The organism is Streptomyces sp. NPDC029138 (assembly GCF_055564375.1).
The window spans coordinates 1-20,071 of record NZ_JBVHWM010000004.1 but is presented as its reverse complement, the minus strand read 5'-3'; the positions used below and the strand labels follow the sequence as shown (position 1 = coordinate 20,071).

The 20,071-nt window shown below is 71.9% G+C and carries 13 protein-coding genes; 8 read left to right on the top strand and 5 right to left on the bottom strand.

Going from position 1 to position 20,071, the window contains the following annotated elements:
* Nucleotides 1-69 precede the first annotated feature (69 nt).
* Together ACZ4WH_RS05790 and pgi are read left to right on the top strand one after the other, a co-directional pair.
* Nucleotides 70-1,263, top strand: a complete 1,194-nt coding sequence (locus ACZ4WH_RS05790) for an MFS transporter (protein ID WP_468177410.1) — start codon at nucleotides 70-72, stop codon at nucleotides 1,261-1,263.
* 51 nt (nucleotides 1,264-1,314) lie between these two features.
* The gene (gene pgi / locus ACZ4WH_RS05785) at nucleotides 1,315-2,967 is read left to right on the top strand and encodes a glucose-6-phosphate isomerase (RefSeq protein WP_468176972.1); all 1,653 of its coding nucleotides are present in this window, start codon (nucleotides 1,315-1,317) and stop codon (nucleotides 2,965-2,967) included.
* Nucleotides 2,968-3,170: 203 nt separating this feature from the next.
* Here pgi and ACZ4WH_RS05780 read toward each other — a convergent pair whose 3' ends face one another.
* Genes ACZ4WH_RS05780 through ACZ4WH_RS05770 form a run of 3 tightly spaced genes read right to left on the bottom strand, consistent with a single transcriptional unit; the run spans nucleotide 3,171 to nucleotide 6,738 of the window.
* Nucleotides 3,171-5,453 (bottom strand): ABC transporter permease, encoded by a 2,283-nt coding sequence (locus ACZ4WH_RS05780; RefSeq protein ID WP_468177408.1) that lies wholly within the window; start codon nucleotides 5,451-5,453, stop codon nucleotides 3,171-3,173.
* A gap of 20 nt (nucleotides 5,454-5,473) precedes the next feature.
* The gene (locus tag ACZ4WH_RS05775; protein ID WP_468176970.1) at nucleotides 5,474-6,226 is read right to left on the bottom strand and encodes an ABC transporter ATP-binding protein; all 753 of its coding nucleotides are present in this window, start codon (nucleotides 6,224-6,226) and stop codon (nucleotides 5,474-5,476) included.
* Nucleotides 6,223-6,738 carry a PadR family transcriptional regulator gene (locus ACZ4WH_RS05770; RefSeq protein ID WP_132784004.1) on the bottom strand — a complete coding sequence of 172 codons (516 nt, stop codon included), beginning with the start codon at nucleotides 6,736-6,738 and terminating at the stop codon, nucleotides 6,223-6,225. The genes ACZ4WH_RS05775 and ACZ4WH_RS05770 overlap by 4 nt, the downstream gene beginning before the upstream one ends.
* Nucleotides 6,739-6,861: 123 nt before the next feature.
* On the opposite strand from ACZ4WH_RS05770, the gene ACZ4WH_RS05765 reads away from it, so the two are divergent.
* The 6 genes from ACZ4WH_RS05765 to ACZ4WH_RS05740 all read left to right on the top strand — a co-directional run bounded on the left by ACZ4WH_RS05765 (nucleotide 6,862) and on the right by ACZ4WH_RS05740 (nucleotide 18,568).
* Nucleotides 6,862-8,133 (top strand): ABC transporter substrate-binding protein, encoded by a 1,272-nt coding sequence (locus ACZ4WH_RS05765; protein WP_468176967.1) that lies wholly within the window; start codon nucleotides 6,862-6,864, stop codon nucleotides 8,131-8,133.
* 157 nt (nucleotides 8,134-8,290) lie between these two features.
* Nucleotides 8,291-9,901, top strand: coding sequence for a glycoside hydrolase family 13 protein (locus ACZ4WH_RS05760; protein ID WP_468176965.1), 1,611 nt, complete (start codon nucleotides 8,291-8,293; stop codon nucleotides 9,899-9,901).
* Nucleotides 9,902-9,932: 31 nt separating this feature from the next.
* Nucleotides 9,933-11,258, top strand: a complete 1,326-nt coding sequence (locus ACZ4WH_RS05755) for an ABC transporter substrate-binding protein (RefSeq protein WP_468176963.1) — start codon at nucleotides 9,933-9,935, stop codon at nucleotides 11,256-11,258.
* Between the two features lie 13 nt (nucleotides 11,259-11,271).
* Nucleotides 11,272-12,624: an ABC transporter permease gene (locus ACZ4WH_RS05750; RefSeq protein ID WP_468176961.1), complete on the top strand. Its 1,353-nt coding sequence runs from the start codon at nucleotides 11,272-11,274 to the stop codon at nucleotides 12,622-12,624.
* A 10-nt stretch (nucleotides 12,625-12,634) separates the two neighbouring features.
* The gene (locus ACZ4WH_RS05745) at nucleotides 12,635-13,474 is read left to right on the top strand and encodes a carbohydrate ABC transporter permease (protein WP_468176959.1); all 840 of its coding nucleotides are present in this window, start codon (nucleotides 12,635-12,637) and stop codon (nucleotides 13,472-13,474) included.
* Nucleotides 13,475-13,636: 162 nt separating this feature from the next.
* Nucleotides 13,637-18,568: a DUF3320 domain-containing protein gene (locus ACZ4WH_RS05740; RefSeq protein ID WP_468176957.1), complete on the top strand. Its 4,932-nt coding sequence runs from the start codon at nucleotides 13,637-13,639 to the stop codon at nucleotides 18,566-18,568.
* Nucleotides 18,569-18,638: 70 nt separating this feature from the next.
* Here the strand turns inward: ACZ4WH_RS05740 and pgl are convergent, their stop codons facing one another.
* Both pgl and ACZ4WH_RS05730 read right to left on the bottom strand, forming a co-directional pair.
* Nucleotides 18,639-19,421, bottom strand: a complete 783-nt coding sequence (gene pgl / locus ACZ4WH_RS05735; protein ID WP_468176955.1) for a 6-phosphogluconolactonase — start codon at nucleotides 19,419-19,421, stop codon at nucleotides 18,639-18,641.
* Nucleotides 19,418-20,071, bottom strand: a 654-nt coding sequence (locus ACZ4WH_RS05730) for a glucose-6-phosphate dehydrogenase assembly protein OpcA (RefSeq protein ID WP_468176953.1), incomplete at its 5' end; no start/stop codon positions are given. The genes ACZ4WH_RS05730 and pgl, both read right to left, overlap by 4 nt.

Below are 20,071 nucleotides of genomic sequence, written 5' to 3'. Positions count from 1 at the left end.
GCGATCGGGACGGCGAGCAGGGGGACACCCGCCTGGCGCGGGGGCTTCGGCCGGCTGTGGACGGCCGCCGTGGTCTCCCGGTTCGGCGACGCGCTGCGCACGTCCGCGCTGCCGCTGCTCGCCGTGAGCCTCACCGACGAGCCCCTCGTCATCGCCTCCGTCACCGCCTGTGGCTATCTGCCCTGGCTGCTGTTCGGGCTGTTCGGCGGTGCTGTGGCGGACCGCGTCGACCAACGGCGGGCGATGTGGCTCGTGGACACGGTGCGGGGCCTGCTCGTCGCCGGTTTCGCCCTCGCCGTGGGCCTCGGGTACGCCTCCGTACCCCTGCTGATCACGCTCGCCTTCTGTCTCACCGCGCTCCAGACGCTCTTCGACAACGCCTCCACGGCCCTGTTGCCCACCCTGGTGGACCAGGAGGCCCTGGGCAGTGCGAACGCCCGGCTGATGACCGGTCAGCGGCTCGCGGGCGGACTGCTGGCGGGCCCGTTCGTGCCGCTGTTGCTGGCGGCAGGGGCGTTCATGCCGTTCGCGGCGGACGCGGGCACGTACCTGGTGGCTGCCGCACTCGTGGCGTCCCTGCGGATACGGCCGCCGGAGCGGGAGCACCGCCCGGCCGGCAGCACCCTGCGCACGGAGATCGGGGCGGGTCTGCGCGCGCTGTGGCGCGACCGGGTGCTCCGCGCGGTCTGCGTGGCCACGCTGCTGTGCAACATCGGCATGGGCGCCTTGATCGCCACGCTGGCGCTGCACGTCACCCGCTGGCTGCACGCGGGCGACACCGGCTACGTCGCCGCCATGACGGCGTACTCGGCCGGCAGCCTGACCGGCGGTTTCGTCGCCCAGTGGATCGCGCGCCGCACCGGTCGGGTGCGGGCCCTCCTGCTCGGCGGCACGCTCCAGACGGGCGCGCTGCTGCTCATCGGCTCCGTGCGGCAGGTGCCCGCCCTGGTCGCCGGGATGCTGCTGCTGGGCGCCATGAACATGGTCTGGAACGTCCACCAGGTCACCCTGATGCAGCAGCGCAGCCCCGAGGCGATGGTGGGCCGCATCGCCTCGGCCTTCCGCACCGCCTCGACCTCCGGCGCCCCGCTGGGCGCGCTGCTCGGCGGCGCCGTGGCCACCGCCTGGGGCCTCAACGCGCCGGCCCTGCTCACGGCCGCCTTCTTCACCCTGTCCGTCACCTCGCTGATACCGGTCCGCAAGGCGGACGTACCTGTTGTTGCGCCGGACGACGGCGTCACGACGGCCCGCGCCGCGCGCTGATCAATTAGGTTGGAACAGCTGGACAGGCACGAAAGAAGGCGGATGTCGGACATGAACGCAGACGGCCGTACCAGGCTCAACCAGACGCCCGAATGGACCGCTCTCGCCAAGCACCGGGAGGAGCTGGCGGACACCCACCTCAGGGACCTGTTCGCCGCCGATCCCGCGCGCGGCACCGGGTACACGCTCCAGGTCGGCGACCTCCACATCGACTACTCGAAGCACCTGGTCACCGACGAGACCCTGCGCCTGCTGCGCGAGCTGGCCGCGGCGACGGACGTCTTCGGCCTCAGGGACGCCATGTTCCGCGGCGAGAAGATCAACGTCACCGAGAACCGGGCCGTGCTCCACACCGCGCTGCGCGCCCCGCGTGACGCGGTCGTCGAGGTCGACGGCGAGAACGTGGTCCCGGCCGTGCACGCCGTGCTCGACAGGATGGGCGACTTCGCCGACCGCGTCCGTTCCGGCGCCTGGACCGGCCACACCGGCAAGCGCATCAAGAACGTGATCAACGTCGGCATCGGCGGCTCCGACCTCGGTCCCGCGATGGCCTACGAGGTGCTGCGCAGCTTCACCGACCGCGACCTCACGGTCCGCTTCGTCTCCAACGTGGACGGCGCCGACCTGCACGAGGCCACCCGGGACCTGGACCCGGCGGAGACGCTGTTCATCGTCGCCTCCAAGACCTTCACCACCATCGAGACCATCACCAACGCGACCTCCGCCCGGAAGTGGCTCCTGGACGCGCTCGGCGACCAGGCAGCGGTGGCCAAGCACTTCGTCGCGCTGTCCACGAACGCCGAGAAGGTCGCCGAGTTCGGCATCGACACGGCCAACATGTTCGAGTTCTGGGACTGGGTCGGCGGCCGGTACTCGTACGACTCCGCGATCGGCCTCTCCCTGATGATCGCCATCGGCCCGGACCGGTTCCGCGAGATGCTGGACGGCTTCCGGATCGTCGACGACCACTTCCGCACGGCGCCGGCCGAGGCCAACGTTCCGCTGCTGCTGGGTCTGTTGGGCATCTGGTACGACAACTTCCACGACGCCCAGTCGCACGCGGTGCTGCCGTACAGCCACTACCTCTCCAAGTTCACCGCCTATCTCCAGCAGCTGGACATGGAGTCCAACGGCAAGTACGTCGCCCGCGACGGCAAGCAGGTGGACTGGCAGACAGGGCCGATCGTATGGGGCACGCCCGGCACCAACGGGCAGCACGCCTACTACCAGTTGATCCACCAGGGGACCAAGCTGATCCCGGCGGACTTCATCGGCTTCGCCCGCCCCATCGCCGAGCTGAGCGGTGGACTCAAGGCCCAGCACGACCTGTTGATGGCCAACTTCTTCGCCCAGACCCAGGCGCTCGCCTTCGGCAAGACCGCCGAGGAGGTCCGCGCGGAGGGTGTCCCCGAGGAACTGGTCCCGCACAAGACCTTCCAGGGCAACCGGCCGACCACGACGATCCTCGCCCGCGAGCTGACCCCGTCCGTGCTCGGCCAGCTCGTCGCCCTCTACGAGCACAAGGTGTTCGTGCAGGGCGCGGTGTGGAACATCGACTCCTTCGACCAGTGGGGCGTGGAGCTGGGCAAGGTCCTCGCCAAGCGCGTCGAGCCCGCGCTCACCGAGGGCGCCGACGTGCCGGGCCTGGACGCGTCGACGAAGGCACTGGTCACCAAGTACCGGGAGCTGCGCGGCCGGAGCTGAACCGCACGAGCGAGCGGGCAGGCCGCAGGACCCCCAGGGTCCCGGCACCCCCATCGCCGAGATCAACGACGTACGCATCCCGGTGCGGTACAACGGCCTGCTGTTCGACGGGGCGGTCTTCGGCAGCCTGCCGAAGAAGATCCGCGAAGACCCCGGGAGCCGGCATGCCGTGTCCCCCTGAAAGGTTGGTGGCCTGAGCGGGCTCAGGCCACCGCGCTCAGCGTGTCCGCGAGCCGTCGGCGGGCCGCGCGGGTCGCGGGGAGTGTGGCCAGGGCCGCCGCCCCCAGCACGGCGGCCGAGCCCAGCAGGAGGAGCAGGCCGGGGGAGGGGGACTGGGCGATTCCGGTGCCGATGCCGCTGGAGCCGCCCTGGGCGTCGATCAGCCGGCGGGCCAGCGGCAGCCCCAGCGCCGTACCGGCGACGACCGCCGCCAGGGCCGTACAGCTCGTCGCCGTGACGGTGATCGCGGTGATCTGGCGTGGGGACATGCCGATCGCCCGGAGCGCCAGCACGTCCCGTTCGCCCTCGCGGACGCTGCCGCCGATCGCGGTGAGCAGTTCCACCAGCCCGATCAGGGCCAGGACGGCGATCAGCCCGGCGACGACACCGCGCAGCGGGTACAGCCCGTCGGCGGGGTTCGTCACGGGATGCACCTCCAGGTGGCCGTGGCCGGCCGAGGCGAGCGCGGCGGCCACGCGGTGCGGGTCGGCGCCGGGGCGCAGCCGCAGCTCGTAGAAGGCCGGGGACAGCTCCGGGTCGTTCTCGCGGAGGGTGTCCAGGGAGGTGGTGACGACCCGGCCGGCGTTGCGCGGTTCGAGGGTGCGGCCCACGATGTGCAGGATCTGCGGCCGGTCGCCCACCGTCATCCGGACCCAGTCGCCGACCCGCGCGTCCAGCAGGTCGAGCAGGCCCTGGCCGGCCACCGCCTCGTCCGGTCCGCGTGCGGCGCGGCCCTCGGCGAGGGCGTAGGGGTAGGGCTCGGCGCGGGTGCCGACGCCGCGCAGGGCGATGGTCCCGGTCTGGCCGGGGACCAGCGCGGCCACCTCGACGCCCGGGTAGGCGGCGGCGACCCGCGAGTCGTGCGCCAGTACGGCCCGTGTGCCGGGCGCGTCCAGGGCGCCGTCCGAGCGGACCGTGAGCGCCGTCGGCAGGCCCACCCGCTCGGGGCTGCTGTGGAAGCGGTCGATCGTGGTCCAGGCGCTGAGCGCCACCACGATCAGCAGCAGCGGCAACGTCAGCCGGGCCACGGTGGCCAGTGACCGGCCGCGCCCCGCGAACGCCTTGTGGCAGCCGAGGACCAGCGCCGCCGGCAGCCGCAGCCCGAGCGCCCGCCGGGCCGCCCCGCTCAGCCGTCCGCCCGTCGGCGCGGCCGGGCGCGGCACCGGGACCGGCGGCACCCGCCCCGCCCGCCAGGCCGCGAGCCCGGTGGTCAGGCCGATGAACAGCACCGCACCCGCCGGCACCGCGCACAGCGCGAGAGTGTGCCCCGGCAGTCCCTGCCACACGCCCACCGCGTCCCCGAGCCGTCCCGGCACCCGGCTGCCCAGCCCCTCGGTGAGCGCCGCCGCGGCCACCGCGCCGAGCAGTGCGTACGCCAGGTGCTGGAGCAGGAAGATCCGAACGACCTGGCCGGGCGTGAAGCCGATCGCCTTCAGCACCGACAGGTCCCGCAGATGCCCGCGGATGCGGGTCGCGATGGCCCCGTGCACCGCGAACCCGGCGGCGATCAGCGCACCCAGACCGAACAGCCCGAGCACCTGGCCCAGCAGCCGGTTGTCGCCCTGTGCCTCGGCGCGGGCCTGCTGCCAGGTGGAGACCTCGCCGACCGCGCCGGCGCCGAGCACGGTGACGGCACGCTGGACGGCGTAGTCGGTGTCGGACGGATCGCCGAGCCGCAGCCCGATGACCTGGCCGGCCGGGGCCCGCACGGCGGACGGCAGCGCCCACACCAGTCCGGGCTGCTCGCCTGGGCGGTACGGGGGTTCGGCGCTGTCCGCGATGCCCTCGACGGTGAGGGCGCGGGCCGTGCCGGGCAGCGTCAGGGTGTCGCCGGGCTCGGCCAGCAGGGCCCGGGCCAGGCTGCTCTCCAGCACCACGCCGTCCGGCGCGGCCGGGTCCAGCCAGTGCCCGGTGGTGAGCAGGGGCCGGCCGACGGAGGGCGGGTCCGGAGTGGCGCGCAGTTCCACGGAGGCGCGGGTGCCGCGGGCGGCGACGGTGGCGGACTCGGCGCGGTAGGGGCCGGCGACGGCGGTGACGCCGTCCAGCCGGGCCAGTGCGCGGGCGTCGGCGGACGGCGCGGTGTGCAGCCAGACGTGGGCGCCGCGCGCCTCGGCGAAGGTCCGCTGCCAGGGGTTCGTGGCGTAGCCGAACAGGGCGGCGGCGAGCAGCAGCGAGGCGACGATGCCGGCGGTCGCCAACACCAGGAACAGCGCCTCGCCGCGATGCGTCCGCAGGTCGGAGTGCGCCCAGCGCAGAGTGGCCCGCATGTCCCTCAGGTCCAGCACGGTCAGTCCCTCAGCTCCAGCACGCCGGAGATGCCGCTCCGCCGGGGCGGCGGCCCGCCGTCCAGGGTCGCGTCGTCGGCTATGCGGCCGTCGAAGAAGCTGATCACGCGGTCGGCGGCGCTGGCCAGCCGGGCGTCGTGGGTGACCAGCACGATGGTCTGGCCGCGCCCGTGGAAGCGGGAGAGCAGCCGCATCACCTCACGGGTGCCCTTGCTGTCCAGGCTGCCGGCCGGCTCGTCCGCGAGCAGCAGCGGCGGATGGTTGACCAGCGCCCGGGCGAGCGCGACCCGCTGCTGTTCGCCGCCGGACAGCTCACCCGGCATGCTGCGCTCCTTGCCCTCCAGACCCAGCTCGGCGAGCAGCGCCTCCCGCTCGGCGCGCGCCTTCTTCGGCGGGACGCCGGCCAGCAGCGCGGGCAGCTCCACGTTGTCGGCGACCGACAGGTTCGACACCAGGTTGAAGAACTGGAAGACGATCCCGATGGCCCTCCGGCGCTCCACGGCCCAGCGGGCCTCGCTGAAGGAGTCCGTGCACCGGCCGTCGAGCCAGACGCTGCCCTCGTCCGGCCGCTGAAGCCCGCCGAGCAGGTGCAGCAGCGTGGACTTGCCCGCGCCGGACGGCCCGGTGATCGCCAGGAACTCACCCCGGGCCACGCTGAGGTCGACCCCGCGCACGGCGTGCGCGGGCGCGCCCTCGCCGTAGTGGGTCTTCACCAGCCCCTCGGCCCGCAGCACCGGAGCGTGGCCGTCACTCACTCCAGATCCTCCAGTTCCTCCTGGCACCGCTCCAGCCAGTCGAGGTCGGCCTGTAGGTGCAGCATCGCGCCCTCGATCAGCAGCTGGGCGATTCGGTTGTCCCGGCTCTCGGCCGCGGCCAGTTTCGACAGGTTGCGCATGGTGTTGAGGTACTGGCGCCGCTGCCGGTTGATCAGGGCGATCTGGTCGGCGAGACCGGTCTGCGGGGCGAGGGCGAGCTTCATGAAGAACTCGTCCCGCACCCGCGGCTCGTCCTCGGTCTCCTCGAACCAGGCGAGCAGCGCCTCGCGCCCGGCGTCGGTGAGGTGGTAGACCTTCTTGTTGGGCCGGCTGGACTGCTCGACGTCCTCGCCCTCGATCAGCCCGGACTTCTCCAGGCGGCCGAGGGTGACGTAGATCTGGCCGACGTTCGGCTGAGGGTACGCGGCGCCCAGCAGTTGCTCAAGGTCCTGCTTCAGCTCGTAGCCGTGGGCCGGGCCGCGGGCGAGGAGTGCCAGGAGGGGCAGGCGCACTCGTGCTGTCCTCCTGTCTGCTTCATGTGCTCCAGGCCCTAGTATCGCGCATACCTAACAGGTATACATGGCCTCTGTCCCCGGGCGAGGGTGCCCGTGGTGCCGGTGTACAGGGAGGAACCTATGCGGTGGATGCGCACCGCCGGTAGGGGCCTGCTCGTTCTCCTGGTGATCATGGCCGGGTACGTGGCCTCGGGTGCCCGCGCCGACGAGGGCACGGGCGCCGGCCGAGGCCCGCTCACCCTGGCCACCGCCGGTGACCTCACCGGTTACCTCGGCCCGCTGCTCCAGGGCTGGAACCGCACCCACCCCGGCGAGAAGGTCACCCTGGTCGAGCTGCCGGACTCCGCCGACGAGACGCACGCGCAGATGACGACCGACCTGCGCGGCGGTGACCGGGGCCGGTTCGACGTCCTCAACATCGACGTCGACTGGACCTCCGAGTTCGCGGCGGCCGGCTGGATCCGCCCGCTGCCCCGCGACCGCTTCCCGCTGGACAGCTTCCTGCCGCCGGTCGTGGACACGGCGACGTACGACGGACGGCTGTACGCGGTCCCGTACGTCACGAACGCCGGGCTTCTCCTGTACCGCAAGGACATTCTCGACAAGGAGGGAGTGTCCCCGCCGCGCACCTGGGCCGAGCTGGAGCGCGATGCGAGGACCATCGCGCCGAAGTACGGTCTCGGCGGCTACGCGGGCCAGTTCCTGCCGTACGAGGGCCTCACCGTGAACGCGGCCGAGGCGGTGTACTCGGCGGGCGGCACGATCCTCGGCGGCGAGGGCACCCGGGTCACCGTCGACTCGGCCGCCGCCCGAGAGGGCATCGGCTTCCTCGCCCGTGGCGTCCGTGAGGGCTGGATTCCCGAGCGGGCGCTGACGTACAAGGAGGAGGAGTCCAAACAGGCCTTCCAGGACGGCGGGCTGCTCTTCCTGCGCAACTGGCCCTACGCCTACGCCGTCGCGTCCGCCCCGGGTTCCAGGGTCGCCGGGAAGATCGGCGCCGTACCGCTGCCCGGGCCCGACGGGCCGGGGACGAGTGTCCTCGGCGGCTCCAACCTCGCGGTCAACACCCACGCCCGGCACCCGGACTCGGCCGCGCGTCTGATCGCCTACCTCACCAGCGCGCCCGTGCAGCGCCAGGTACTCACCCGGGGCGCGCTGCCGCCCGTACGCGCCGGGCTCTACGAAGATCCCGCGCTCATCAAGCGGTTCCCCTATCTGCCGACCCTGCGCACCGCCGTCCTCACCGCCCGGCCGCGCCCCAAGAGCCCGCACTACGACCAGGTGAGCCTGGCCGTGCAGGCGGTCGTGCAGGACGCGCTCACCGGGCGCCAGACGCCCGGGCAGGCCGTGCGCCGGCTGGCGCGCGAACTCGACGCCATCGCCAGCCGCTAGCCAGGCGTCGGCCGGTCGATAGTTACTTGTTAGGTAACGCGGACGTCTCAACTGGCTTCAAGGTGCCCCGGTAAGTCCGCATATGCCGCCCCAACTCCCCAGTAGCCCCTGTTCTTTTCGTTGACATCATCGCGACACGCCTACATAACATGCATGCATGTTGAGTAAGTACCACTGGTGGCGAGACGCCGTGATCTACCAGGTGTACGTCCGCAGCTTCCTGGACAGCACCGGTGACGGCATCGGCGATCTGGCCGGCGTCCGGGCCGGGCTGCCGTACCTGAAGAAGCTCGGCGTCGACGGGATCTGGCTGAGCCCCTTCTACCCCTCGCCGCAGCACGACCACGGCTACGACGTGGCCGACTACCGCGGAGTCGACCCGCTCTTCGGCGACCTCGCCGAGTTCGACCTGCTGATGGCCGCGGCCCGGCGGCTCGGCATCAAGGTGCTGCTCGACATCGTCCCCAACCACTGCTCCAGCGAGCACCCGTGGTTCCGCGAGGCCCTGGACAGTGAGCCCGGCAGCCCGGCCCGCGCCCGTTTCCACTTCGCCGACGGCCGTGGCCCCGACGGCAGCGAGCCGCCCAACAACTGGCACGCCATGTTCGGCGGCCCGGCCTGGACCCGGGTCGACGACGGCCAGTGGTACCTGCACATGTTCACGCCCGAACAACCCGACTGGAACTGGCGCAACCCCGAGATCCCCGACGAGTTCGACCGCATCCTGCGGTTCTGGCTCGACCGGGGCGTCGACGGCTTCCGCATCGACGTCGCCGCCGGCCTGTTCAAGCACCCCGGCCTGCCCGACTCCGACGACCCGGAGGCCGACGCCCGCACCCGCGACTCGGTCAACCCGCTCGCCTGGAACCAGCCCGAGGTGCACGAGGTGTGGCGTCGCTGGCGCTCCCTCTGCGAGGAGTACGGCGCCCGGGACGGCCGCGAACGGCTGCTCGTCGGCGAGGTCTCCGTGCCCACCGCCCGCGAACACGCCCTGTACGTCCGCCCCGACGAACTCCACCAGGCCTTCTTCTTCGACCTGCTCGGCGCCCCCTGGGACGCCGACGCCTTCCGCAAGGTCATCTCCGAGGCCATGCAGGACATCGCCGGCACCGGGTCCACGGTCACCTGGGTCCTCAACAACCACGACCAGGTCCGCACCGTCACCCGCTACGGCGAACCCGCCACCGAGGGCAGCGGCCTCGGTGCCGCCCGCGCCCGCGCCGCCGCGCTGCTGATGCTGGCGCTGCCCGGAGCCGCGTACATCTACCAGGGCGAGGAACTGGGCCTGCCCGAGGTCGTCGACCTGCCCGACGACGTGCTCACCGACCCGATCTTCCGGCGCACCGGCAGCCGTGCCCGCATCCGCGACGGCTGCCGGGTGCCGCTGCCCTGGTCCGGGCAGGCCTCCCCGTTCGGCTTCACCTCCGGCGTGGAGGGCGCCAAGCCCTGGCTGCCGCAGCCGTCGTACTTCGCCGAGTACGCCACCGACCGCGCCCTCGCCGACACCCGCTCCTTCTGGCACCTGTACCGGGACGGTCTCCAGCTGCGCAAATCCCTGCCCCAGTTGGGCGAGGGCACGCTGCGCTGGCTGGACACCCCGCCGGACGTCCTCGCCTTCGTCCGTGGCGACGGCCTGGTCTGCGCCGTCAACTTCGGTACGGCCCCCGCGCCCGCGCCGGTCTCCCACACCCCCCTGCTCTCCAGCGGCCCGTGCCCGCCCGGCGTCCTGCCCGGCGCCACGGCGGCCTGGTGGCTGAACGACCTCTGATCACCCGTCCCTGATGAAAGGTCCGTCAACGATGATGCGACGACGCACGACCCTGCTCACCGGCTGCACCGCCCTCGCCCTCGCCCTCGGCGCCACCGCCTGCGGCGGCGGACCCGTCTCGGCGGGTGGCGGCGACAAGGCACTCAGCGGCCAGACGGTCACCGTGGCCGGCGTCTGGTCCGGCAGCGAGCAGAAGAACTTCCAGAAGGTGCTGGACGCCTTCACCGAGAAGACCGGCGCGAAGACCCAGTTCGTGTCGACCGGCGACAACGTCTCCACGGTCGTCGGCAGCAAGATCGAGGGCGGCAACGCGCCCGACGTCGTGATGGTCCCGCAGGTCGGCGTCCTCCAGCAGTTCGCGAAGAAGGGCTGGCTCAAGCCGCTCTCGCCGACCGCCCAGCAGACCATCGACGCCGACTACGCGCCCGTGTGGAAGAAGTACGGCAGCGTCGACGGCACCCTCTACGGCCTCTACTTCAAGGCCGCCCACAAGTCCACGGTCTGGTACAGCCCCGAGGCCCTCGCCCAGGCCGGGGTCAAGCCTCCGAAGACGTACGACGAACTGCTCAAGGCCGGGCACACCGTCTCCGACTCCGGTCTCGCCGCCTTCGCGGTCGCCGGACAGGACGGCTGGACCCTCACCGACTGGTTCGAGAACATCTACCTCTCGCAGGCCGGTCCCGAGAAGTACGACGCCCTCGCCGCCCACAAGCTCAAGTGGACCGACCCCACCGTGGTCAAGGCGCTCACCACCCTCGGCAAGCTCTTCAAGGACAGGCAGCTCCTCGCCGGCGGCCAGAAGGAGGCCCTGAACACCGACTTCCCCGGCTCGGTGGAGAAGGTGTTCGGCCCCAAGCCCGAGGCCGGCATGGTCTACGAGGGCGACTTCGTCGCCGGCGTCGCCCACGACCAGTACGGCAGGACCATCGGCAAGGACGCGAACTTCTTCCCCTTCCCCGCGGTCGACGGCGGCACGGCACCCGTCGTCAGCGGCGGCGACGCGGCCGTCGTCCTCAAGGACGCCAAGAACGCCAAGGCCGGCATGAAGCTCCTGGAGTACCTGGCCACCCCCGAGGCCGCGACCGTGTGGGCGAAGGCGGGCGGCTTCCTGTCCCCGAACAAGAAGCTCGACCTCTCGGCGTACGGTGACGACGTCACCCGCGCCACCGCCGAGTCCCTCGTGGGCGCCGGGGACTCGGTCCGCTTCGACATGTCCGACCAGGCACCGGCGGCCTTCGGCGGCACCAAGGGCACCGGCGAGTGGAAGCTCCTCCAGGACTTCCTGCGCGACCCGTCGGACCCGAAGGGCACCGCGGTGAAGCTCGAAGCCGCGGCGGCCAAGGCCTACCAGGGCTGAGCGGAACCAGACCATGACCGCCACAACTGTCGAGAAACAGCAGGCGGGCCCGCGGGCCGCCGGCCCGGCGCCCGCGCGCCGCGGCCGGCGGCGCGGCCGGCTGATCGCCCTGCTCTTCGTCTTCCCCGCGCTGCTCCTGCTCGGCGCGCTCGTCGTCTACCCGGTGCTGTTCTCCGTCGGCCGCAGCTTCTTCGACGCCTCCGGCACCCGGTTCGTCGGCGGCGACAACTACACCGGGATGTTCCGCGACCCGGCCACCCTGAAGGCCATCCGCAACACCACCATCTGGGTCGTCGTCGCCCCCGCCCTGCTCACCGGCCTCGGCCTGATCCTGGCCGTCCTGGTGGAGAAGGTCCGCTGGGCGACGGCCTTCAAGCTGCTCCTCTTCATGCCGATGGCGGTGTCCTTCCTCGCCGCCGGCATCATCTTCCGCCTCGCCTACGACGAGGACCCCGACAAGGGCGTGCTCAACGCGGCCGTCGTCTCCGTCCACGACGCCTTCAAGGGCACGTCGACCTACCCGACGGCCCGTGGCCGCACCGGACTGCTCACCCAGGACCGGGACGGCTCCTACCGTACGACCGCCTCGGCGGGCGACTCGGTGACGCTGCCGATGGTCGGCGTGCTGCCCAAGGACCTGCCCGGCGACGCCTCGCCCGCCCGTACGGCGGCCGCGCGGAAGGCCGCGCCCGGCGAACTGCGCGGTGTCGTCTACCTCGACTTCACCCCCGGCGGCGGAGGCAGGCAGGGCAAGGTCGACGCCCAGGAGAGCGGCCTGCCCGGCATGAAGGTCGAGGCGGTGCGCGACGGAAAGACGGTCGCGAGCGCGACCACCGCCGCCGACGGCTCCTTCCGCTTCTCCGGGCTGAAGGCGGGCCCGTACACGGTGAGGCTGCCGGAGTCGAACTTCGCCCCGCCCTACCAGGGCGTCTCCTGGCTCGGCCCGACCCTCGTCACCCCCGCGATCATCGGCGCCTACCTGTGGATCTGGACGGGCTTCGCGATGGTCCTGATCGGCGCGGGACTCTCCACGCTGCCCCGGGACGCGCTGGAGGCCGCCCGGATGGACGGGGCCAACGAGTGGCAGATCTTCCGCCGGATCACCGTCCCGCTGCTCGCGCCCGTGCTCACCGTGGTCTTCGTGACCCTGGTGATCAACGTGATGAAGGTCTTCGACCTCGTATACATCATCGCGCCCGGCCCGGTGCAGGAGGACGCCACCGTCCTCGCCACCCAGATGTGGCTGGTGTCCTTCGGCGGCGGCAACGACCAGGGGCTCGGCAGCGCCCTCGGCGTGCTCCTGCTGCTCCTGGTGATCCCCGCGATGGTCTTCAACGTCCGCCGTTTCCGACAGAGCCAACGATGAGGAGTCAGCGATGAACGCGATCAGGCGGAGCCTGGGCAGCGGCCTGGTGCAGGCCTTCCTGGTGGTCATCGGCCTGGTCTGGCTGACCCCCCTGGCCGGCCTGTTCCTGTCCTCCCTGCGCTCGGCCCAGGACACGGCGAAGGGCGGCTGGTGGACGGCGCTGGCCGGCCCGGGCCAGCTGTCCTTCGACAACTACTCGGCGCTGCTGAAGAACGCGGGCATCACCCAGGCCTTCTGGAACACCGTGCTGATCTCGGTGCCGGCCACCACCCTGGTCGTCGTCATAGCGGCCCTCGCCGGATACGCCTTCGCCTGGCTGGACTTCCCGCTCCGGGAACCCCTCTTCCTGCTGGTGGTGGCCCTGTTGGTGGTGCCGGTGCAGATCGGGCTGCTGCCGGTCGCCAAACTCTTCGGCGCGCTGGGCCTGTTCGGCACGATCCCCGGTGTCGTCCTCTTCCACGTCGCCTACGGCCTCCCCTTCGCCGTCTTCCTGCTCCGCAACTACTTCGCGGACATTCCGAAGGAGATGTTGGAGGCGGCCCGGATGGACGGCGGCAGCGAATGGCGCATCTTCACCCGCCTGGTCCTGCCGGTGGGCCGCCCGGCCATCGCCTCGCTCGCCATCTTCCAGTTCCTGTGGGTCTGGAACGACATGCTGGTCGCGCTGCTCTTCGCCGACAGCTCCTCCCAGCCCCTGACCGTGCAACTCCAGTCCCAGATCCGCCAGTTCGGCAGCAACATCGACGTCCTGGCACCGGGCGCGTTCCTGTCCCTGATCGTCCCGGTCGTGGTGTTCTTCGCCTTCCAGCGGCACTTCGTGCAGGGCGTGATGGCGGGATCTGTCAAGTGACGAAAGGGAAGCGGCACACTTCGTGTGCACTTCTTGCACAACAAATTCATATCGTGTCAGGTCTCCCTGGCGTGTCGGAACCCCTGAACTGATAGGGAGATATCTCCAGGGGGGCCTGTACGGGTGGATCTCCCTGTGCGCAGCTCAGGAGGTATCCGGCCCATGGCCCACCAGCGCCCGACCGTGAAGGCCGTTCTCGACGGCTGGCGGAACTCCCTGCTGGACATGGGCGGACGCAATCGGCTGCTGAATTTCCGGCACGCCAGGACGGCGACCCTGGAGGTCACCACGCCCGGCACCGACGCCCTCCTGGCGGATCTGGCGCGAGGCTGGGACTTCGCACCGGTCGTCGAACGGGGCGCCGGAGTCGGGCTGGAGAAGACCGCAGGCGAACGGGACCCCTCCACCGGCCGTGGCGTACGCCCGGGACTCGTCACCCACAAGAGCACGCAGGCGTCCCTGGACAGCGCGCTCTACCAACTGCGCCAGAAGTCCGGCCAGATGTACAACGACTACGGTCTGTGGGTGCTCTGGCTCGGCATCGGCATGCTCGACTGGCGCGAGGCCGGCGCCCAGGAGTCCAGTTCCGCGCCGCTGCTGCTGGTCCCGGTCGAACTGCGCAGGGACGGCAACCGCCGTTACCGCCTGCACGCGGCCGAGGACCAGGAGCGCATCCACAACCCGGCCCTCTCGGTGAAGCTGGAACGGCTCGGCGTGGACTGGAGTCCCGTCATCGGTACCGACGTCACCGACCTGCCCGGCGTTCTCGCCGCGGCCCGAGCGGTCGCGTCCGGCTTCAAGGGCTGGTCGGTGGCGGACCGGGCGGTGCTGGGCCTGTTCGCCTCGCACCGTGAGGCGATGTACCAGGATCTCCAGCAGAACGAGGAGCAGATTCTCGCCCACCCACTGGTGCGGGCCGTCGCCCTCGGACCCGACGCGGACGTGCCCGCCGACCTCATCGCTTTCGAACCCCCGGACGCGGACCGCATCGACGACGTCCAACTGCCCGAGCGGACGCCGCTGGTCCTCGACGCCGACGCCTCACAGCGCCAGTGCATAGCCGCCGCTCTCGACCAGCGGTCCTTCGTCATGAGCGGCCCGCCCGGCACCGGCAAGAGCCAGACCATCACCAACATGATCGCCGCGCTCATGCACGCCGGCCGTAGTGTGCTGTTCGTCAGCGAGAAGGCGGCGGCACTCGACGTCGTACGCAACCGGCTGAGGAGTGTCGGCCTCGGTGACTTCGTCATGGCGCTGCACAGCGGTGACACGAGCAAGAAGGCGGTGGCCACCGAACTCGCCCGCGTGCTGACCACCGAGGCACGGGTCACCGGAGCGGCAGAGCACGAACTGGAGCGGGCCCGCAAGCTCCGGGAAGAGTTGTCCGCGTACGCGGCGGCCATGAACGAGACCCGCGAACCACTCGGCCGCACCCTGCACGATGTGCTCGGACGTCTGGTCCTCCTGGAGCAGTCCGGCACCCCCGCGCTCGGTGCGGGGGACGCGGGGACGGTGCGCACGCTCAGCGCCGGAGCCCTCCACGAGCTCGCGGCAGCCGCCCAGGCCGTCGCCCGCGCCTGGCGCCCCGCCGCCGAGGGCGAGGCATTCCCCTGGCGCGGACTGGTCGGCGACTCCGCGCACCAGATCCTCATCGAGGCGGCTGACGCCCTCGACGGCCTGGTGACGGCGGCCGGGCGCCGCCCGTTCGCGGCCACCCAGGACGAGCCTCGCACGGCACGCGAGATCCAGCAGCTCGTCCGTTCCCTGCGCTCCCGGCTCCCGGACGAGGCGACCGCAGGCGACGGCAGTGTGCCCGACGACGCCTCGGCACAGGTGGCACAGCTCGCCGACCTGCTCGGCATGCCCAAGGCCGACCGCCCGGAGGCGGCCTTCGACCTGTGCGAGCTGGCCGACCTCACACGCGCCGACCGGCGGCCGCCGAGCGGCTGGTTCGACCCGGACGTCCTCAGCCGGGCCCACACGGCGGCACGGGAACTGCGTACGGCCCTGGACGCCGAGGCGGCCGCCCGAGCCGCCGCGTCCGACGTCTTCGGCGAGCAGGTGCTGACCCGAGCGGACCTGCCCGAACTGGCACGGCGTTTCGCCACGGATCATCAGGGCCTGATGTCCCGCTTCTCGGCGCAGTTCAAGACCGACCGGAACGCCGTGGCCGCGCTCACCCACACCGGCACCTGGAACAAGTCCCTCGTGGGGCGCCTGGAACAGGCGCTGGCCTGGCAGCGGGCCGCCACCGAGGTGACCCGGCTGGCCGACGGGCACGCGGACCTCCTCGGCAGGTACACCCCGCGCACCCCGGACGCGTGCGCGGACCTCGACGCCGCCCTGACGACGGCCGACCGTATCGCGACGCTGAGCGGCACCGCCGTACGGCGTGAACTGCTCATCGAGCACCTCGCGGACGGGACCGACATCGATCCGTTGCCCGGGCTGCTCGCGGAGAACATCCGCCGGGCGCTCGCGGCGTGGTGCGCGATCGCCTCCGCTCGCGCGGAGCGCTGGACCCGCTCCGCGACCGAACTGCTCGATCTCTTCGACGCGGACCGTCGCACCCAGCTCTCACCCGCCCTGCTCGGTCCCCTGGAGCAGGCGGGACAGGTGCTCGGCGCCCTGCGCGCCGACCCGCAGGGCCCCGAGGTGTGGCGCGCCCATCGCGACGGGCTCGCCGTGCTGACCCGGTACGGTGCCGATGCCCTCGTGGGGAGCGTGGCCGAGCGCGGACTCGACCCGCGGTGCCTGCCCGACGTGGTCGAACAGGCGACGCTGCGCGCCTGGGCCGACGACGTCCTCGCCACCGACCGGCGGCTGCGCACCACCCGCGCCACCGACCTCGACGCCCGGGTGACCGACTTCCGGGCGGCCGACAGGCGGCTGATCGCCGCTGCCGGCGGTGCCGTCATCGAGGCGTGCAACACACGCCGTCCACGCAGCTTCGCCGGCGGCTCGGGCGCGGTCATCGTCCGAGAGGCGGAGAAGAAGACCCGTCACATGCCGGTGCGTGAACTGCTCGGCCGCACCCGCGAGGTGGTGCAGGCCGTCAAGCCCTGCTTCATGATGAGCCCGCTGACGGTCAGCCAGTTCCTGCCCGCCGACTTCCACTTCGACGTCGTCGTCTTCGACGAGGCGTCCCAGGTCCGGCCGAGCGACGCGGTCAACTGCATCTACCGGGGACGCACCCTGATCGTCGCCGGTGACGAGAAGCAGCTGCCCCCCACATCGTTCTTCGACTCCTCGGTGGACGACGACTCGGACGACTACGACGACGAGGTCCCGGACTCCTTCGAGTCGCTGCTGCACGCCTGCAAGGCCGGCGCCATGCGCGAACTCCCGCTGCGCTGGCACTACCGAAGCCGCCACGAGAACCTCATCACCTTCAGCAACCACGAGTTCTACGGCAACTCGATGATCACCTTCCCAGGTGCCCTGGACGAGGGGAACGACGTCGGCGTCGCGTTCTTCGACAGCGGCGGTGTCTACGACCGGGGAGGCCGCCGGGACAACCAGGCCGAGGCGGAGTTCGTGGCGCGACGCGTCCTGCACCACTTCGACACCCGCCCCGGCAGAACGCTCGGCGTCGTCGCGCTCTCCCAGGCACAGGCATCCGCCATCGACCTCGCCGTACAACAGGCCAGGCTCGCCCGGCCCGACCTCGACCACTGCTTCACCGAGGACCGCCTCGACGGCTTCTTCGTCAAGAACCTGGAGTCGGTGCAGGGTGACGAGCGTGATGTGATGATCATGTCGGTGGGCTACGGCCCTGACGAACACGGCAAGCTGGGCCTCAACTTCGGCCCGATCAACAAGGGGGGCGGCTGGCGTCGGCTCAACGTGGCCGTGACCCGGGCCCGCTACCGCATGGAGGTCGTGGCCTCCTTCCGCGGGGCCGGCATGCCGGACAGCCCCAACGAGAGCGTCCAGTACCTGAAGCGCTACCTCGAATACGCCGAGAGCGGCCCCTCCGTCCTCGCCCGTGACGTCGTCCAGTCCGACGCCGAGCCGGACAGCCCCTTCGAGGAGTCGGTGCTCGCGGTCCTGCGCGGCTGGGGCTATCGGGTCCAGCCGCAGGTCGGCGTGGCCGGTTACCGCATCGACATCGGCGTACGCCACCCCGCGTTGCCCGGCGCCTACGCGCTCGGCATCGAGTGCGACGGTGCGATGTACCACTCCTCGAAGGCCGCCAGGGACCGGGACCGGCTGCGCGAGCAGGTCCTGAACGGGCTCGGCTGGCGTCTGCACCGCATCTGGGGCACGGACTGGTACCGCGGCCGGGCCGCCGCCGAGCAGCGGCTGCGCGAGGCCGTCGAACAGGCGCTGGCGCAGGGGCCGCTCACCGTACCGGCCGCACCCGCGCCGCCCGTTTCCCCCGTTTCCCCCTCCTCCGCATCCCTGGCGTCCACACCAGCGCCATCCGCACCGGCGGAACCCGAGCCGGGGGGAGCGGCGTCGACCGTCGTACCGCCCCCCAGGGCTCCGCAACAGCCGGAACCGCAGTACGAACGCGTCCCGGTGGACATCGCCTCCGAGCGACAGTGGAGCACCCGGTACCGGACCAGCACCGCCTCCGTGCTGCCGCGCCATGAGCTGCACACCCAGGAGGCGCGTCCCATGCTGCGTACCCTGCTGACCCAGGTCATCGGAACCGAGGGCCCCGTTCACGAGGATCTGCTGGTGCAGCGGGCCCGGGAGGCGTGGGGCGTCGGCCGGGCGGGCAGCCGGATCCGGGACAACGTCCACGAGGTGGCGCGCGCCCTGGTCCGCTCCGGCCGGGTCACCGCCGACGGGCCTTTCTACGACACCCGGGACCGCGACACGCTGAGGGCCCGGCAGCCCGAGGACGGCACCGCACCACGCAAGGTCGTGCATGTCGCTCCCGCCGAGCGACACCTGGCGCTGTACGAACTGGCCGTCGAGTGCCCGGGCATGACCCAGGACGAGCTGATCAAGCAGGCGTGCGAGTTCTTCGGCTGGCGACGCATCGGCAAGGACATCCGTGACTGCCTCGCCTCGGACGTCGCCGAGCTGCGGCGGCAGGGCAGGCTGGACGGCGACCCGGACCGGGTCAACGCGGTGCGCTGAGACGACCGATCAACGCAAAAGGGGCGGCGGGAAGATCCCGCCGCCCCTGTGCTCTCAGGCGTTCACCCGCTCACGGCGACGCCGGTGGATACAGCGACCTCGGCAGCTGGGAAGCCGCTGCCGTGTCCAGGAGCCACAGGGTGCGGGCGCGGCCGTGGGCGCCCGCTGCCGGGGCCTGGATCTCGCCCGCGCCGGACAGGGCGATGGCCACGGCCTCCGCCTTGTCCTCGCCGGCCGCGAGGAGCCAGACCTCGCGGGCCGCGCGGATCGCCGGAAGGGTGAGGGAGATCCGGGTGGGCGGCGGCTTGGGGGCGCCGTGGACGCCGACGACCGTGCGCTCGGTCTCCCGGACCGCGGGCAGCTCGGGGAAGAGCGAGGCCACGTGGGTGTCCGGGCCGACGCCCAGCATGAGGACGTCGAAGGTGGGCACCGCGCCGTGGTTCTCCGGTCCGGCCGCCTTCGCCAGCTCCGCCGCGTACGCCTCCGCCGCCGCCTCCACCTCCGTGCCGTACGGGCCGTCGGAGGCGGGCATGGCGTGCACGCGCTCCGGGTCCACCGGTACGGAGTCCAGCAGCGCCTCGCGGGCCTGCGTGACATTGCGCTCGGGGTCGCCCTCGGGGAGGTAGCGCTCGTCGCCCCACCACAGGTCGAGGCGGCCCCAGTCGATGGCGTCCCGGGCGGGAGCCGCCGCCAGCGCGGCCAGCAGGCCGTTGCCGTTGCGGCCACCCGTGAGGACCACGGACGCGGTGCCCCGGGAGGCCTGCGCGTCCACGATCTTCGTGATCAGGCGGGCCGCGGCGGCCTGCGCCATCAGTTCCTTGTCGTGGTGGACGACCAGCTGCGGAGTGCTCACTTCGCCGTCGCCTTCCTCGCCGGTGCCTTCTTCGCGGTCTTGGCCGCCGCCTTCTTCGCGGGAGCCTTGGCCGCTTCCTCGACCGGTTCCGGTTCGGCGACCGGCTCGGCCGCGGGCTCGGTGCCCGCCGCCTCGGCCGGCGCCTCGGACGCCTGCCGCGGAACCGTGTTCAGCCGCTCCACGCCATAGCGCAGCGCCGACGCGTAGGTGTCGTCCGGGTCCAGCCGGCGCAGCTCCTCCGCGATCAGCTCGGCGGTGTCCCGCCGCTTCAGCGCCACCGCGCGGGCCGGCTGGCCCTCGATGGACAGCGTGGCCAGCGAGCCGTCGGCCCGGTCCAGCACGATCGGGCCGCAGTCGGTGTCCATGCGGACGGCCGTGAGCCCCGGACCGGACGACAGCGAGCGCTTCACGGGCACGTCCAGCCGGTCCGCGAGCCACATCGCCAGCAGCTCACAGCTCGGGTTGAACTCCTCGCCCTCCACCTCGACGGCCTTCACCTCGCAGGTGACCTGGTCGAGCGCTGCCGCGAGCATGGAACGCCACGGCGTGATCCGCGTCCAGGACAGGTCGGTGTCGCCGGGCGTGTACGCCCCGGCGCGGGCCGACAGCTCCCGCACCGGCTGCTCGGCCGCGTAGGTGTCGGTGACCCG